We start from the raw sequence: 13,000 nt of genomic DNA on the forward strand, positions 1-13,000 counted from the left end.
CACACGATGGCAACGCCTGTATCACTCCGGCGGGGGCAAGAGTTATGGAAGGTGAGCGTTCCCGCCTTGGTGATTCAAGGTTCCGAGGACCCACTCAACCCACCACCCCATGGCAAGCACATCGCAGACCTGCTGCCGAATGGCCGCTTGGTAGAAATTGACGGGCTCGGCCATTGTCTACCAAAGGCGTTGCTGCCGCGCATAGCCGATGAAATTGCCAATCATGCTGGGTGTGTTATTAAAGCGCTCTAATGCTTGCGTGGGCATTGCTCGCGGCGTAACGGCTGGTTACGGTACGCTAAAGGCCACTGAAGATGGCTGGTATAACCAATACGTAGCAGGGACTACCGCATGGATGGCAGCCGTTCATCGCAACATGCCCAGGTAGGGGCGGTAGTGTGCCAACCGGATCGCCATCAGCAATGCCCGCATCCTTGCCGTGGACGACCTCCAGGTCACCTTGCGCGTCAAGGATGATCGCGACCGTGATCGATCCAAACGGCTCGTGCACGCTGGCGAAGAGTTCGTGCGCCGCTTCCTGCTCCACGTCCTGTCCAAGGGGCCGATGCGGGTCCGTCACTACGGCTTTATGGCCAATCGTCGCCGGCGACTCGGCACCGCCTACACCTGCCCGTACTACCTTCACACAACGGACTCGACGAGTCGGCCCGCTTGCGGGTCGTGGCAACGCTCGTCCTGATGTTGGATTTTGGCCAGCAGGCGCGCTAGGTTGGGTTAAATCGAGTTCGAAAAGGGGTGAAAACATGGCCAATCTCACGGCCCGAACGCGACATCACAGGCCTGTACCCACGCGACCGGATGCCTCAGGCCACGCTCCGATCAATACAATACCCTATAGAAGCTGTGGTATCGCAGTCTGATGGGCGGCTTAGTCCAACAGGCATTTATCCGCCATGCTCTACACGGCGAAGAAATGCTGAACTGTTATGCCCATCTCAGTTGCACCATCTTGCCATAGTGACGCTTGACGTTATTAACGCGATGCGTCACTATTAAATCATGATCATCTCGTTCAAGTGTAGGGATACCGAGAAGCTGGTCAGCGGGCGGCGCGTCAAACGCTTTGTGAATTTTGAGCGGGTTGCGCTGAGGAAGCTCCTTCAGCTTCAACTCGCAAACCAGCTGGAGGACCTTAAGGTACCGCCCGGCAATAGGTTGGAAGCTTTGAGTGGTGATCGCCGAGGCCAGTACAGCATCCGGATTAACCAGCAATTTCGATTGTGCTTCCGGTGGACGAAAGCTGGCGCGGAGGATGTCGAAATCGTTGATTACCATTAGGGGGTGACTTATGCGCGATATTGATCCTGTAATGCCTGGCGAGTTGCTGAAGGAAGAGTTTCTTGAGCCTATGGGGATCTCTCAGTATCGCCTTGCCAAAGAAATTGGAGTACCGGCTCAGCGTATTGGACAGATCATTGCCGGGAAGCGCTCTATAACCGCCGATACGGATCTGCGACTCTGTCGTTTCTTTGGGCTATCCAATGGCTATTGGCTTCGGGCGCAAGCTGCTTACGATACTGAGGTGACTGAAGATGCTTTGGCCGAGCAGCTGAGTAATATTCGACCCTGGAATTCGGGCTCACCCTCAGATCGCAGGGCATAACGAGTCGCGTCACGCGGACGTGCTAAAGCGCGCTGGTGCGCATAACCCGTGTCTATTTTTCGTGGGTAGGGCCAGTGTTGAAATTATGGATATAGTAATTAGCGCAATAAAGATAGTAGGGCTGGTCGGTCTGCTACTGTGGTATTTGCTTTTCGCACCTAGCGGGGTCCGTGAATGGTTAGAATATGCACTGCTCTCCATTCAGGCAGCTGTGTTTTGGTGCATTGATGTCGCGAGCAAGTCTATTGATATAGCAGTACACCTTTTTCACTGGCTTGGCAGATTTTTTGTTGTAGTCATTTTTGTTGGGGCTGCAATAACTCTGTCCGACAACATGGCGGCAATATTTGGTCTGAGATTTTTGGAGAAAAGTGGAGCCGTTTTTGAAATGACGAGGTTGTTTGCGGATAGGGTTACGTGGGTTGCCTCTACTGCAATAGTGGCTACCACGGTCGCGCTGGGCCACTTCAAGACACTAGATCTGAACTATAAAAAACATAGGGAAGAGGTACGGGAAAAACTGAGAGAAAACCGTGATCGTAAACAAAACACATAACCAAACCAATCACGGTGATGGCTTTTCCGTTGCGGCTTCGCCTCCACTCCAAAGTCACGCGTTTTGGCAGCGTTAGGAACTCAAATATCCCCGTGACCCAACGAGAGCTTCCGATATGGAAATACAGTGCGAATGCGGTAAATTCCGCGCCAGGCTCAAAGCTTTTCCCAATAATACACCGGGACGTCTGGTTTGTTATTGCGATGATTGCCAATCGTATCTACGTTACATCAAGCGCGAGGATCTGCTGGACGCCAATGGTGGCACGGAGGTGATTCCCGCGTACCCTGCCGATGTTGAAATTATCAACGGACAGGAGCACTTGAAATGCACACGGCTGGCGCCAAATGGGATGTTTCGCTTTTCCACCTCATGTTGCAATACACCCGTCGCCAATACCCGCCCAAACACTCCGTGGATTGGCTTCCTGAGCTGTGTGTACACGGCCCGAGATTCCAACACACTCGATCAGGAACTGGGGCCAGTTCGCAGCCGCATCATGGGCCACTACGCAAAGGGAACGCCACCCGCGGGTACGCCCGCAAAATTCAATATGAAGGCTTTTGTAACCGTGTTGCCGTTCATACTTAAGGGCAAACTGCTCAAAAAAGTTAAGCCGTCGCCATTTTTTGCTGAGAACGGTGTTACACCTATTGTACCTCCCTATGTGCTGAGCGAAGCGGAACGGTAGGCGGGATAGTATACTGTCCACAGATAAGCGCCTAACTCTGCGCTCAAGCGGACGGCTTCCCGCCGACGATCCTGCCTCCGCTTCGCTATGGTAGGCTCACGACTGAAGCCGAGCGTTGGGCCTTGATCGAGGAGTTCCAAAATGGCCAACTCTACACTCTACCGCTTCGCTGCATTCAGTGACTCTGCGGATGGTGGGAACCCCGCTGGGATTTGGCTTGGAGAGGAATTGCCAAGTGAACCGGAGATGCAGGCGATAGCCGCTGAGGTTGGGTATTCCGAAACCGCTTTCATCACACCAACCACAGGGAAGATCAAGACGGTGCGCTATTTCAGCCCCGAAGCCGAGGTACCGTTTTGCGGGCACGCCACTATAGCTAGCGGAGTTGTGCTGGGGCGTCTAGAAGGTGCAGGGTCGTATGTGTTTGCGACAGTTGCCGGCGATGTAACAGTCGTAGTTGAAAATGATGGAACCCGATGGATAGCGTCACTTACGTCGGTGGACACAAAACAACAGGCCGCGACAGGTGCTCTCTTGTCCGCAGCCTTGGACGCACTCGGATGGAGCAAAGACGACCTCGACCAAAGTATCCCGCCGATTTGCGCCTATGGTGGGGCGTGGCATTTAGTACTTGTTGTTAAGAAACGTGAGCGACTGGCAAACTTAAGCTACAACTTCGAGCAATTAAAGGCGTTAATGCTTGAGCACGATCTCACGACTCTTGAACTGATCTGGAAAGAGAGTGAAGACGTGTTTCATTCGAGAAATCCATTTCCAGTTGGAGGGGTTGTTGAAGATCCTGCAACAGGCGCCGCAGCCGCAGCGTTTGGCGGCTACCTCCGGGACTCGCACTTAATGTCGCCACCATTATCAATTCGTATTCATCAGGGTGACGACATGGGGCGGCCAAGCCTTTTGAGTGTGAGCATTCCAGAGTCGGGCGGTGTCACCGTCAGTGGGACCGCAGTCGAAATAGATTGAAGCTCATACCGGAGCCCAATAGTTCGCTGCAGTGGACCGCCAAACGGCTTCGCGGTTTGGTTCCTTCCGCAGGCTTCGCCTGCTCCGGCGACCATGTTCTATCTGTCCGCCGGCAAGAGGCCCTTGCGTGAAGATGGAGGGACCGTCCACGGAAGTCATCAACGGCTGTTCTGACCTGTGTGTCGCAGTTCTCGGCGAACTCCGGGAGGAGGGGTGGCGAATTGTGTTTCACCAAGGCACTCCGGCCCACGGGGTTGGTGATGACTCCGCGTAATCAGTCGCTTGAGTTCGTGCCGCTCAAAGCCCGCCACTCAGCGAAGCGTTAGTTGTAGAGCAAGTGTGAGGATGTGAAATGGTCGCAACGGCAACTCTTTTCTTGGCAATGATGATTCCATTGGTATGGAGCCCAGGGCCAAACAACGTGATGTGTGCAACTGTTGGGGCAAAGCAAGGGACTAAAGGGTCGGTACCTTTCATTTTGGGTTTGAATATTCCGATCTTCATTTATGCTCTTTTAACCGGGTTTGGCCTGACTGCAATTTTAAGTAACATCCCGCAATTAGCCTCTGCTCTGACAATCCTCGGTGCCCTCTATGTCACTTATTTAGGTGTTAAACTAATAACCGCGACTTCAGGCGGCAGTGTTGAGGAGATTCAGTATGGGTTTAGGTCTGGGTTTATTGTCAGCTCACTTAATTTTAAAGTGGTTACAGTTCTAATTGTCATGTATTCGCAGTTTGTAAGTGATAGGCTATATTTTTCAATTGTATTGGCGCTCTCCTTTGTTCTTGTTTGTATCGTTGGTCATTTTCTATGGAATACAATTGGTCGAATATCCAGCCGGCTTCTTAAAAGTGATAAATTTTTGAAAATGCAAAATTTTGTCTATGGGGCAATGCTGGTAGGCGTTGGTGTTTGGATGTTCGTTCCAGCTTTAAATTCTGTCATTTATTAGCAGTAAATAGCTAAAAAATACACGCAGTGGAGTGATTTACGCTCCGCTATGTTTGGCTATTGGCGTTGAGCAAATGGCGTACAACAATCAATTTCACTCCGACGGCCTCGCCGCCGCTTCGCGGCAGCATGCCGCGGGTGAATTAGGACGTTATGCCGAAGGATGCACTGATGACAACAGCAGGACCCATTAAACCCCAGCGACTTCGACTTGGCTTATGCATGTGGGTTGCGGGCATGCTCGGCGTGGTCGCGCTCACTGTCACTGTGCTACCACAACTTGTGGCTGACGTGACGCTCGCCGTGCCCCTATGGTTGGTGTTACTTGCAAGCTCTGCGCAGAGTGCGCTGTTAGTCGCTGTTGCTGTGTGGTTGGGCGTGGTGCTGGCGCCGAAAGTTGGCTTTCGAGCTGCTGCTTTTGAGGCCGCAGTGTCTGCCGGATCAATCAGGTCAGCCCTTCGGCCGCAGCTCCGTCCCAGTCTGGTCGCCGGGGTCGTGGGAGGAGTTGGGCTATTCGCAATTGGCGGTTTCGGCTTTCCAGCGGCCCTCGCTGAGGTGGAGCAGCAATTTACAGTGCCGATAATTGCGCGTGTGCTCTATGGCGGGGTCACAGAGGAATTGCTTTTACGATGGGGGCTAATGACAGTCTTGGTATGGCTGGCATGGCGGTTCCTGCAACATCGGAGCGGTACGCCTCGGCCCCTCTATGTCTGGCTAGCCATCGTCGTGAGCGCGCTGCTTTTCGGCGCGGGCCATTTACCAGCGGCAACAATGCAGGCAGGCGAGTTAACGGGCTACGTGGTGCTGTTCATAGTCGGAACTAATACCGCCTTCGGGGTGCTGTTCGGTTACCTGTATTGGCGATATGGCTTGGAAGCGGCGATAATCGCGCACGCTTTCGCACATTTAGTGAGCTATGTTTTGAGTTTGGGAGTGGCATAACAATGTGCTGTAGTCGCTGCGCTCGGATCTTCGTTTCGCTTTCGCTCCACTGCGACCGCTAAGCACGGCGTTATATTCCTCAATACAGAATACATCCAGTTGAATCGGCTCAGCATATTAGTTACGGAAAACGATGATTCAAATGCATAAAACGCCTGCTGACGTACAAAAAGCCTACGACACGTGGGTGCACCAGTACGATACAAACGAAAACCCTACGCGTGATCTCAACGCAAGGGTGCTTCGCCAACAATCATTCGCACTTGCCGGTAAGTCAGTTTTGGAGATTGGGTGCGGCACAGGAATCAACACGATCTGGCTTGCTGAGCACGCCCAGTCTGTTGTTGGAGTGGATATTGCGGAAGGCATGCTCAAGAAGGCGCGTGGCCGCCTAGGCGAGGAGAAAGCATGCATGCTGCAAGCAGACATTACAAAGCCGTGGTTGTTTGATCAGGCATTCGATTTGGTCATAGCCAACCTCGTGCTGGAACACGTGCGAGATCTGAGCCACGTATTCAACGAGGCTCACCACATACTCTTGCCCAAGGGCTTGTTTTACATTGGCGAGTTGCACCCTTACAAGCAGCTTCGGGGAGCACAAGCGAAGTATCGTGATGCTGAGACGGACCAAGACGTGCTGGTGCCAGCCTTCACTCATCACGTATCCGAGTATATCAACGAGGGCATCAAAGCAGGTTTTACGCTTCGTCGTATAGGTGAGTGGCAAAACGAAGTGGACACTGATTTTCGTTTATTGACGCTGCTTTTCGAGCGCGCCTGATCGATGAGCGGCACATGATACCTGTTAGCCGCTACCTGTTCCCAGTCACACCTTGCGAGATGAGTAAAATTGGTGTTACCCGCCAATCAATCATAAAAGTATGGTTGGTTGAGCGTCTTCAAGCAGAAGCTGCGAACAAACCGATCAATGATGACGCCGCAGGTGGCGCACATTAGCGGAGTGTTCTTAAAGGAGAAACCATTGTGACTCTCATGACGATCCTTTTATTCATACCAGCGAGCTTTGCTCTGAACATGGCTCCTGGCCCGAACAACCTCCTGTCGATGGCGAATGCAAAGCGTTACGGCGTCAAGGCTGCCTGCTATGCCGGAATTGGCCGGCTTGTCGCATTTGTGGGCATGATTACTCTTGCCGCTACGGGGCTGGCAACAGTGCTGTACACGTCCGAAAAATTATTTCTGGCAATAAAGATCGTCGGTGGGTTTTATCTACTGTGGTTGGCTTTTCAACTATGGACAGCAGACCCCACTGACAGTGGAAACGAGGCTTTAGGTGGAAAAAGCCTATTCCAACTGGCGAGGCAAGAATTCTTTCTGGCGGCTGGAAACCCCAAGGCTATTCTGATTTTTACGGCCTTTCTTCCTCAGTTCGTTGACCCCGCGGGCTCTGTTGGGTTTCAGTTCTTCATCCTGGGCGCTCTGTTTTTGATGCTTGAGTGGGTGGCAATAGCCGCCTATGCACTCTTTGGAAAGGTGTTGCGACACTGGTTTTCTCGTCCGGTTATGCGTCGACTGTTCAATAGAACCTGTGCGGGGCTTCTCGGCAGTGCTGGGGGCGGGCTTCTGCTGGCGCGTCGCCAGTGAGTTCGCACAGCCATTGAGAGTTCGCTTTCTCGAATTCCGAGGTGTACATACCGTTGCGAATAGATGAAGTGCCGTCTTCAGAGGCGCCGATGGATCTACTGCTTTTGGCAGACCCCTCTGAAAATGCGATCAAAGAGTACCTGAATCAGTCCAGGTGTTTCGTCGCCTATGCCAACGATATGGTGGTCGGATCTTGTGTACTCAAGCCGATTGCGGGAGGCATGGTGGAATTGATGAACATTGCCGTTTCACCATCGCATCAACAGAGTGGCATCGGAACGCGGCTGCTGAAACATGTTATCGATAAAGTGAAGGAGTCGGGTGCCAAGGGCCTGGAGGTTGGGACTGGCACCTTCGGTTACCAGCTTACCTTCTACCAACGGCAGGGTTTCAGGGTTGATCGCATCGATAAGAACTTCTTCTTGAAGAACTATTCAGAGCCAATCGTTGAAGATGGAGTGCAGCACAATGATATGCTTAGACTGACTCTCGACTTTTGAGGCGATACGTCATACCAACGAACTGTTTGACAATGTAATGCACGCGGCAAGTGCGTGATTGTGGTGTCATGCATACGAGCGCGAACCCCCAGGCCCCCGAGTCAGCCATCTGGCTCGGGGGCTTGTCGTTTGTGTTGTTGAATGATTGGTTAGCGATCGATAGTTATCGCGTGGGGATGTCTCCGCACGGCCCTGCGCAACTCCAGGAGGCGAACGTGGCTATCGAATATGGGCCCGTCAGTGAGCCTTGGGGCGTGCGGCGGTTCTATGTTCGCGATCCTTTCGGTCGGTTGATCAATCTATTGCAGCATGAGTGATGATGGGCATGGTTTGTGGCAACGCTGCGCGCTGCATCGCGACTGAAGTCGCTCCTACAAAAAACCGTCTATCGTGATGGTTTTAGTGCTCGATTCAGCTAATTATCGCAACTGAAGCTGCTCCTGAAAAACCCGTTGGTCGGGATATTTTTATTGCTCGATTCAAGTGCTTATATCGACTGAAGTCGCTCCTGAAAAACCCGTCGATCGTAATGGTTTTAGTGCTCGATTCAACCAATTACCTCGGCTGAATCGCACCTGCAAAACCCGTCGATTGTGGCAGGTTTGGTGCTCGATAATCCGTTGATCGTCTGGGCCGTGTGCAGAAATTGCCCTTTGAACCCGATTGCGAGATCATTGCCGAGAAGTTCCGCGCCATCCTCGCCTCGTTGGTAGGTGCCGTGGCTGTTGCCAAGCGTCTGCCCGGGGGGTAGGAGCGTCAACACATTCTGAATGCCGCCCAGCGCCGGATCCTGCAGATGCTCGGGGTCGGTGAAAACGAACAGGAAAGAATGCTGCGTGCCGCTGGGCAGAACAGTGGATGGAGGCTATGACCGATAAAGAAATCACCAAGACCGAAATTCTCAACAAGGTGTATACCGCAGACGACCACGAACAGCTAAGAGATGCCTATAAAGCGTGGGCGACCGACTACGATAGTGATCTGGCCGAGCTTGGCTATGTCGCCCACATCACCAGCGCCGAGGCGTTGGATCAGGCGCTGGGCGGCAATCACGAGGCGGTGATTCTCGATGCCGGTAGTGGTACCGGGCTGGTAGGTGAGGAGCTCGTGAAGCGTGGCTACAGGACGCTGGATGCGCTGGACTATTCTTGGGAGATGCTGGATGAAGCGGCATCCAAGAACATCTACCGTTCGCTGTTACAGGCGAACATGACCATGCGCTTGCCGCTGGAAGATAACGCCTATGATGCGGTTATCTGTACGGGTACCTTCACTTACGGCCATATCACCGCGGATGGGTTCGATGAGTTGGTCCGTGTGACCCGGCCGGGCGGGGTGATTACCTTTACCGTGCGCGAGGGGGCATACGAGGAGTATGGTTATCGGGCGCGGATGCTGGATCTGGAGATCAAGGAGGCGTGGGAATTGGTGAGTTTCTACGATACGCCTTACCAGATCGAGGAAGGCAATGTCTGCAAGATGTGTACGTATCGGGTGCTGGGGTAACCGAGAAAGGGGCGCATCGCGACTGAAGTCGCCCCTACAAGCCCCGTCGAGCGTATAGGTGTGTGCGGTGCTTGATGAGCCACGAACAACGTCTGAAGTGTCTCCTGCCTGGATCAGTAGTGGTACCGAAGTTGGGCAATAAGCAAGGTGTCATCCATGACTTTATAGACCATTCGGTCTGCTTCGCTGATTCGGCGAGACCAGTAACCGATCAGGCTGTGCTTAAATGGTTCGGGCTTGCCGATGCCGTCGAAAGGCTCTCGTTTCGTTTCCTTGATCAACTTGTTGATTCGGTTAAGGATCTTTTTGTCGGTTTTTTGCCAGTACAGGTAGTCTTCCCAAGCGTGTTCGGAGAAGATGAGCTTCATTCGAGAAGTTCCTTTTCCTCTCCGCCACCTTGTTCCAGTTCGGCAACGGATTCCAGCAGACGACGGGCATTTTTAGGCGCACGAAGAAGGTATGCGGTTTCCTGCAATGCTTCGTAGTCCTCGAGGGAGATCATTACCACGGATTGCGCCTTGCTCCGGGTGATAATGATCGGAGAATGGTCTTCACAGACCTGCTCCATGGTTTTGGCGAGATTGGTTCTGGCGGCTGTGTAGCTAATGGCATCCATTGGTTTCTCCTGTACAGATTATTGTACCTGTGCAGAATATAGTACGCTCATGGTTGCAACAAGTACACAGTGACTTCCTGGCCGCCTCATTCCCCTGCCTGTCCTGCCGCTGCGAATTCGAGTAGTACGTCGCCCTGGCCGACCGTGTCGCCTGCCTGGAAATGATAACTGATGACCTGGCCGTCGGCGGGGGCGGTGAGGGTGTGTTCCATTTTCATGGCTTCCATCACCATCAAGGGGATGCCTTTTTCGACCGGTGTGCCGGGGTCGATGAGTAGCGCGACGACGGTGCCGTGCATGGGGGCGGTGAGGGTCGATTCCGCTTCGCGGTGGCCGTGGTCGATGGCGTCGAGGCGGCGCCAGTAGAGTCGGGCGATGCCGTTGGCGTCGGCGAGTTCGATGAGGTGGCTGGCCTGACAAGGGATGAGCCGTGCCTGCAGGCGGCGGCGATGGCCGTCGAGGATGACGGCGATGGCGTCGCCGCTCAGGCGTTGCCGTTCGCCGGTGAGTGTCTCGTCGCCGATGCGGAGCGTCCAGGGCTCGTGTGCATTGTCGCGATGGCCGTCGACGGTGACGATGGTTTGGGCGTCGTCGGCATCCTGGCTGTGGGCGGGATCGCAGAGGGCAATGCGTATCCGGTACGGGGCGTTGAGCCGGAAGCCGTCGTGGCGGTCCCAGGGGGAGTCGCTTGCGCGTTCGTTGCCGAGTCGATCGAGCGCGACCAGGGCAGCCGCGGCGTAGTCGTCGCTACGGTAGCGGTGGGGGGCGAAGAGCGCGTCGTGATGGTGCTCGATGAAGCGGGTATCGAGTTGCGCCTGCTGGAAGGCGGGGTGCCCGACCAGCCGTTGCAGGAAGTCCCGGTTGGTGGTGACACCGCGTATGTCGAGTGCCGCGAGTGACCGGGTGAGCGTGGCGAGCGCCTGGGGGCGGTCGTTGCCGTACACGATCAGTTTGGCGAGCATGGGGTCGTAGTGCATGGAGACGGCATCGCCGCTATCCACGCCGCTGTCGAGGCGCACGCGGGATGGGTCGAGACCGGCGCCGTCCCGGTCGAGGGCGAAGCGTTCCAGCGTGCCGGTGGCGGGCAGGAAGTCATTGGCCGGGTCTTCGGCGTAGAGGCGCGCTTCAATACTGTGGCCGGTGAGGGTCAGTTCGTGTTGCGCCAGCGGCAGCGGTTCGCCCATGGCGACGCGAAGTTGCCACTCCACCAGGTCCTGACCGGTGATCATTTCGGTGACCGGGTGCTCCACCTGCAGGCGGGTGTTCATCTCCATGAAGTAGAAGCTGCCATTCTGACCTTGTGAAAAGTCCAACAGGAACTCGACGGTGCCGGCGCCGATGTAGCCGATTTCCTTGGCGGCACGCACGGCGGCTTCGCCCATTGCGTGGCGCAACTCGGGCGTCATGCCGGGGGCGGGTGCCTCTTCCAGCACTTTCTGGTGGCGGCGCTGCACCGAGCAGTCGCGTTCGAACAGGTAGACGCCATTGCCGTGGCTGTCGCAGAACACCTGGACTTCGACATGGCGCGGCCGAGTCAGGTACTTCTCGATCAGCATGCGGTCGTCGCCGAAGGCGGCCCGGGATTCGCGGCGGCAGCCGTCCAGCGCCGCCTGGAATTCGGCGGCGGATGCCACCACGCGCATGCCCTTGCCGCCCCCGCCGGCGCTGGCCTTGAGCAGTACCGGGTAGCCGATCCTGTCGGCTTCGGCCTGCAGGCGCTGGTTGTCCTGGTCGTCGCCGTGATAGCCGGGCACCAGCGGCACACCGGCGTTGGCCATGCGGGCCTTGGCGGCGGACTTGTCGCCCATGGCGGCAATCGCCGAGGCGGGCGGGCCGATGAAGGTGACGCCGGCACGGGCGCACGCATCGACGAAGTCGGCATTCTCGGCAAGAAAGCCGTAGCCGGGGTGGATGGCCTGGGCGCCGCTGCGTCGGGCGGCTTCGAGCACGGCATGCTGATCGAGGTAGCTGTCGCGGGCGGCGGCGGGGCCGATGCGTACGGCTTCGTCGGCCTCGCGAACATGCTTGGCATGGGCGTCGGCATCGGAGTAGACGGCCACGCTGCGCAGGCCCATGCGCCGGGCGGTACGCATGATGCGGCAGGCGATTTCACCGCGGTTGGCGATCAGCAGTGTGTCGAAACGGTGTCGCTCTACCATCACGATGATGTCCCGTCGGGAGATGGCCAGTTAGGGGTGCGTTTTTCGAAGAAGGCGGCCATGCCTTCCTGCCCCTCGTTGCTGACGCGAAGCTGGCTGATGACGCGGCAGCAGTGCTCCCGGGCGGTTTCCATGCTGGCGTCGCCGGCGACGTGTTCAAGCAGGATCTTGGTGGCGCGTTGCGCCTGGGGCGAGGCCTCGAGCAGCGTATCGAGCATGGCGTCCACGGCATTGTCGAGGTCGTCGTGGGCTTCCACCCGGTGGATCAATCCCAGTTCCAGCGCCATGCCGACCTTGATGACCTCGGAGGTCAGGGCATAGCGGCGCATCTGACGCATGCCGATGGCGCGCTGTACGTAAGGGCTGACGACTGCCGGGGAGAGCCCGATCCGGACCTCCGAGAGACAGAAGGTCGCCTGTTCGGAAGCGATGGCGATATCGCAGCAGGCCACCAACCCGACGGCGCCGCCGAAGGTCGCACCCTGTACACGGCAGACCGTAGGACAGGGGAGTGTGTCCAGCGCGTGCATCATGCGGGCGAGTTCGCGGGAATCGGCGAGGTTGTCATCGAAGCTGTACTCGACCATGCGTTGCATCCAGCCGAGATCGGCACCGGCGGAGAAGTGCTTGCCGGTCGACGACAACACCAGCGCCCGCACCTCGTTGCGTTCGGCAGCCGCCGCCAGTTGATCGAGATGATGATTGAGTTCGGCGATCAAGTGATCATCGAAGGCGTTGTGCACCTCCGGCCGGTCGAGTGTCAGCCAGGCGACCCCGCGGGCGTCGATGTCCAGGTGGGTAAAACGCGTGGTATCGGGCATATCGGTTCTCCATCTCGTGTACGAGCCCCACCGTTCCGACACGTT

Annotated in this window: 17 protein-coding genes and 1 pseudogene; 14 read left to right on the plus strand and 4 right to left on the minus strand. The window is 55.9% G+C overall.

The window, feature by feature from the left end; all coding sequences use genetic code 11:
• The first annotated feature begins 6 nt into the window (after positions 1-6).
• The 14 genes and pseudogenes from BLW01_RS19005 (at position 7) to BLW01_RS09890 (ending at position 9,359) form a co-directional block, all read left to right on the plus strand.
• The gene (locus BLW01_RS19005) at positions 7-252 is read left to right on the plus strand and encodes an alpha/beta fold hydrolase (protein ID WP_373294005.1); all 246 of its coding nucleotides are present in this window, start codon (positions 7-9) and stop codon (positions 250-252) included.
• Positions 253-406: 154 nt separating this feature from the next.
• Positions 407-610, plus strand: a pseudogene (locus BLW01_RS19010) (transposase); the annotation flags it as partial.
• Between the two features lie 410 nt (positions 611-1,020).
• The gene (locus BLW01_RS09825) at positions 1,021-1,299 is read left to right on the plus strand and encodes a type II toxin-antitoxin system RelE/ParE family toxin (RefSeq protein ID WP_092569326.1); all 279 of its coding nucleotides are present in this window, start codon (positions 1,021-1,023) and stop codon (positions 1,297-1,299) included.
• Between the two features lie 10 nt (positions 1,300-1,309).
• Entirely contained in the window at positions 1,310-1,624 is a 315-nt protein-coding gene (locus BLW01_RS09830) for a HigA family addiction module antitoxin (protein ID WP_092569327.1), read from the plus strand.
• 85 nt (positions 1,625-1,709) lie between these two features.
• Positions 1,710-2,180, plus strand: a complete 471-nt coding sequence (locus BLW01_RS09835) for a hypothetical protein (RefSeq protein WP_139243928.1) — start codon at positions 1,710-1,712, stop codon at positions 2,178-2,180.
• 115 nt (positions 2,181-2,295) lie between these two features.
• Positions 2,296-2,871, plus strand: coding sequence for a DUF6151 family protein (locus tag BLW01_RS09840; protein WP_092569329.1), 576 nt, complete (start codon positions 2,296-2,298; stop codon positions 2,869-2,871).
• Positions 2,872-3,012: 141 nt separating this feature from the next.
• Entirely contained in the window at positions 3,013-3,852 is an 840-nt protein-coding gene (locus BLW01_RS09845) for a PhzF family phenazine biosynthesis protein (RefSeq protein WP_092569330.1), read from the plus strand.
• 352 nt (positions 3,853-4,204) lie between these two features.
• On the plus strand, positions 4,205-4,807 hold the full coding sequence (locus tag BLW01_RS09850; RefSeq protein WP_092569331.1) for a LysE family translocator: 603 nt from the start codon (positions 4,205-4,207) through the stop codon (positions 4,805-4,807).
• Between the two features lie 236 nt (positions 4,808-5,043).
• Positions 5,044-5,748, plus strand: coding sequence for a CPBP family glutamic-type intramembrane protease (locus BLW01_RS09855; protein WP_229806356.1), 705 nt, complete (start codon positions 5,044-5,046; stop codon positions 5,746-5,748).
• 133 nt (positions 5,749-5,881) lie between these two features.
• Positions 5,882-6,529 (plus strand): class I SAM-dependent methyltransferase, encoded by a 648-nt coding sequence (locus tag BLW01_RS09860; protein WP_092569333.1) that lies wholly within the window; start codon positions 5,882-5,884, stop codon positions 6,527-6,529.
• Between the two features lie 203 nt (positions 6,530-6,732).
• Positions 6,733-7,353, plus strand: a complete 621-nt coding sequence (locus BLW01_RS09870) for a LysE family translocator (RefSeq protein WP_092569334.1) — start codon at positions 6,733-6,735, stop codon at positions 7,351-7,353.
• A gap of 89 nt (positions 7,354-7,442) precedes the next feature.
• Positions 7,443-7,853 carry a GNAT family N-acetyltransferase gene (locus tag BLW01_RS09875; protein ID WP_092569335.1) on the plus strand — a complete coding sequence of 137 codons (411 nt, stop codon included), beginning with the start codon at positions 7,443-7,445 and terminating at the stop codon, positions 7,851-7,853.
• 68 nt (positions 7,854-7,921) lie between these two features.
• Positions 7,922-8,170: a VOC family protein gene (locus tag BLW01_RS18720; RefSeq protein WP_229806357.1), complete on the plus strand. Its 249-nt coding sequence runs from the start codon at positions 7,922-7,924 to the stop codon at positions 8,168-8,170.
• A 550-nt stretch (positions 8,171-8,720) separates the two neighbouring features.
• On the plus strand, positions 8,721-9,359 hold the full coding sequence (locus BLW01_RS09890) for a class I SAM-dependent DNA methyltransferase (protein WP_092569336.1): 639 nt from the start codon (positions 8,721-8,723) through the stop codon (positions 9,357-9,359).
• A gap of 113 nt (positions 9,360-9,472) precedes the next feature.
• On the opposite strand, the gene BLW01_RS09895 is transcribed toward BLW01_RS09890, so the two are convergent.
• The 4 genes from BLW01_RS09895 to BLW01_RS09910 all read right to left on the minus strand — a co-directional run bounded on the left by BLW01_RS09895 (position 9,473) and on the right by BLW01_RS09910 (position 12,955).
• Positions 9,473-9,727 (minus strand): Txe/YoeB family addiction module toxin, encoded by a 255-nt coding sequence (locus tag BLW01_RS09895; RefSeq protein ID WP_092569337.1) that lies wholly within the window; start codon positions 9,725-9,727, stop codon positions 9,473-9,475.
• Positions 9,724-9,975 (minus strand): type II toxin-antitoxin system Phd/YefM family antitoxin, encoded by a 252-nt coding sequence (locus BLW01_RS09900; RefSeq protein ID WP_092569338.1) that lies wholly within the window; start codon positions 9,973-9,975, stop codon positions 9,724-9,726. The genes BLW01_RS09895 and BLW01_RS09900 overlap by 4 nt, the downstream gene beginning before the upstream one ends.
• An 86-nt stretch (positions 9,976-10,061) precedes the next feature.
• Positions 10,062-12,134 carry an acetyl/propionyl/methylcrotonyl-CoA carboxylase subunit alpha gene (locus BLW01_RS09905; RefSeq protein WP_092569339.1) on the minus strand — a complete coding sequence of 691 codons (2,073 nt, stop codon included), beginning with the start codon at positions 12,132-12,134 and terminating at the stop codon, positions 10,062-10,064.
• The gene (locus BLW01_RS09910) at positions 12,134-12,955 is read right to left on the minus strand and encodes an enoyl-CoA hydratase-related protein (RefSeq protein ID WP_092569340.1); all 822 of its coding nucleotides are present in this window, start codon (positions 12,953-12,955) and stop codon (positions 12,134-12,136) included. The genes BLW01_RS09905 and BLW01_RS09910 overlap by 1 nt, the downstream gene beginning before the upstream one ends.
• Positions 12,956-13,000 lie beyond the last annotated feature (45 nt).

Source organism: Aidingimonas halophila, from assembly GCF_900106955.1.
Taxonomy (GTDB): Bacteria; Pseudomonadota; Gammaproteobacteria; order Pseudomonadales; family Halomonadaceae; genus Aidingimonas; species Aidingimonas halophila.

Bases quoted from the DNA above. Each gene is read 5' to 3' on its own strand.
- BLW01_RS09850 (WP_092569331.1), top strand. From the start codon at position 4,205: ATGGTCGCAACGGCAACTCTTTTCTTGGCAATGATGATTCCATTGGTA.
- BLW01_RS09910 (WP_092569340.1), bottom strand. From the start codon at position 12,955: ATGCCCGATACCACGCGTTTTACCCACCTGGACATCGACGCCCGCGGG.
- BLW01_RS09845 (WP_092569330.1), top strand. From the start codon at position 3,013: ATGGCCAACTCTACACTCTACCGCTTCGCTGCATTCAGTGACTCTGCG.
- BLW01_RS09855 (WP_229806356.1), top strand. From the start codon at position 5,044: ATGCTCGGCGTGGTCGCGCTCACTGTCACTGTGCTACCACAACTTGTG.
- BLW01_RS09875 (WP_092569335.1), top strand. From the start codon at position 7,443: ATGGATCTACTGCTTTTGGCAGACCCCTCTGAAAATGCGATCAAAGAG.
- BLW01_RS09840 (WP_092569329.1), top strand. From the start codon at position 2,296: ATGGAAATACAGTGCGAATGCGGTAAATTCCGCGCCAGGCTCAAAGCT.
- BLW01_RS09895 (WP_092569337.1), bottom strand. From the start codon at position 9,727: ATGAAGCTCATCTTCTCCGAACACGCTTGGGAAGACTACCTGTACTGG.
- BLW01_RS09835 (WP_139243928.1), top strand. From the start codon at position 1,710: ATGGATATAGTAATTAGCGCAATAAAGATAGTAGGGCTGGTCGGTCTG.
- BLW01_RS09825 (WP_092569326.1), top strand. From the start codon at position 1,021: ATGATCATCTCGTTCAAGTGTAGGGATACCGAGAAGCTGGTCAGCGGG.
- BLW01_RS19005 (WP_373294005.1), top strand. From the start codon at position 7: ATGGCAACGCCTGTATCACTCCGGCGGGGGCAAGAGTTATGGAAGGTG.
- BLW01_RS09830 (WP_092569327.1), top strand. From the start codon at position 1,310: ATGCGCGATATTGATCCTGTAATGCCTGGCGAGTTGCTGAAGGAAGAG.
- BLW01_RS09900 (WP_092569338.1), bottom strand. From the start codon at position 9,975: ATGGATGCCATTAGCTACACAGCCGCCAGAACCAATCTCGCCAAAACC.
- BLW01_RS18720 (WP_229806357.1), top strand. From the start codon at position 7,922: ATGCATACGAGCGCGAACCCCCAGGCCCCCGAGTCAGCCATCTGGCTC.
- BLW01_RS09890 (WP_092569336.1), top strand. From the start codon at position 8,721: ATGACCGATAAAGAAATCACCAAGACCGAAATTCTCAACAAGGTGTAT.
- BLW01_RS09860 (WP_092569333.1), top strand. From the start codon at position 5,882: ATGATTCAAATGCATAAAACGCCTGCTGACGTACAAAAAGCCTACGAC.
- BLW01_RS09905 (WP_092569339.1), bottom strand. From the start codon at position 12,134: ATGGTAGAGCGACACCGTTTCGACACACTGCTGATCGCCAACCGCGGT.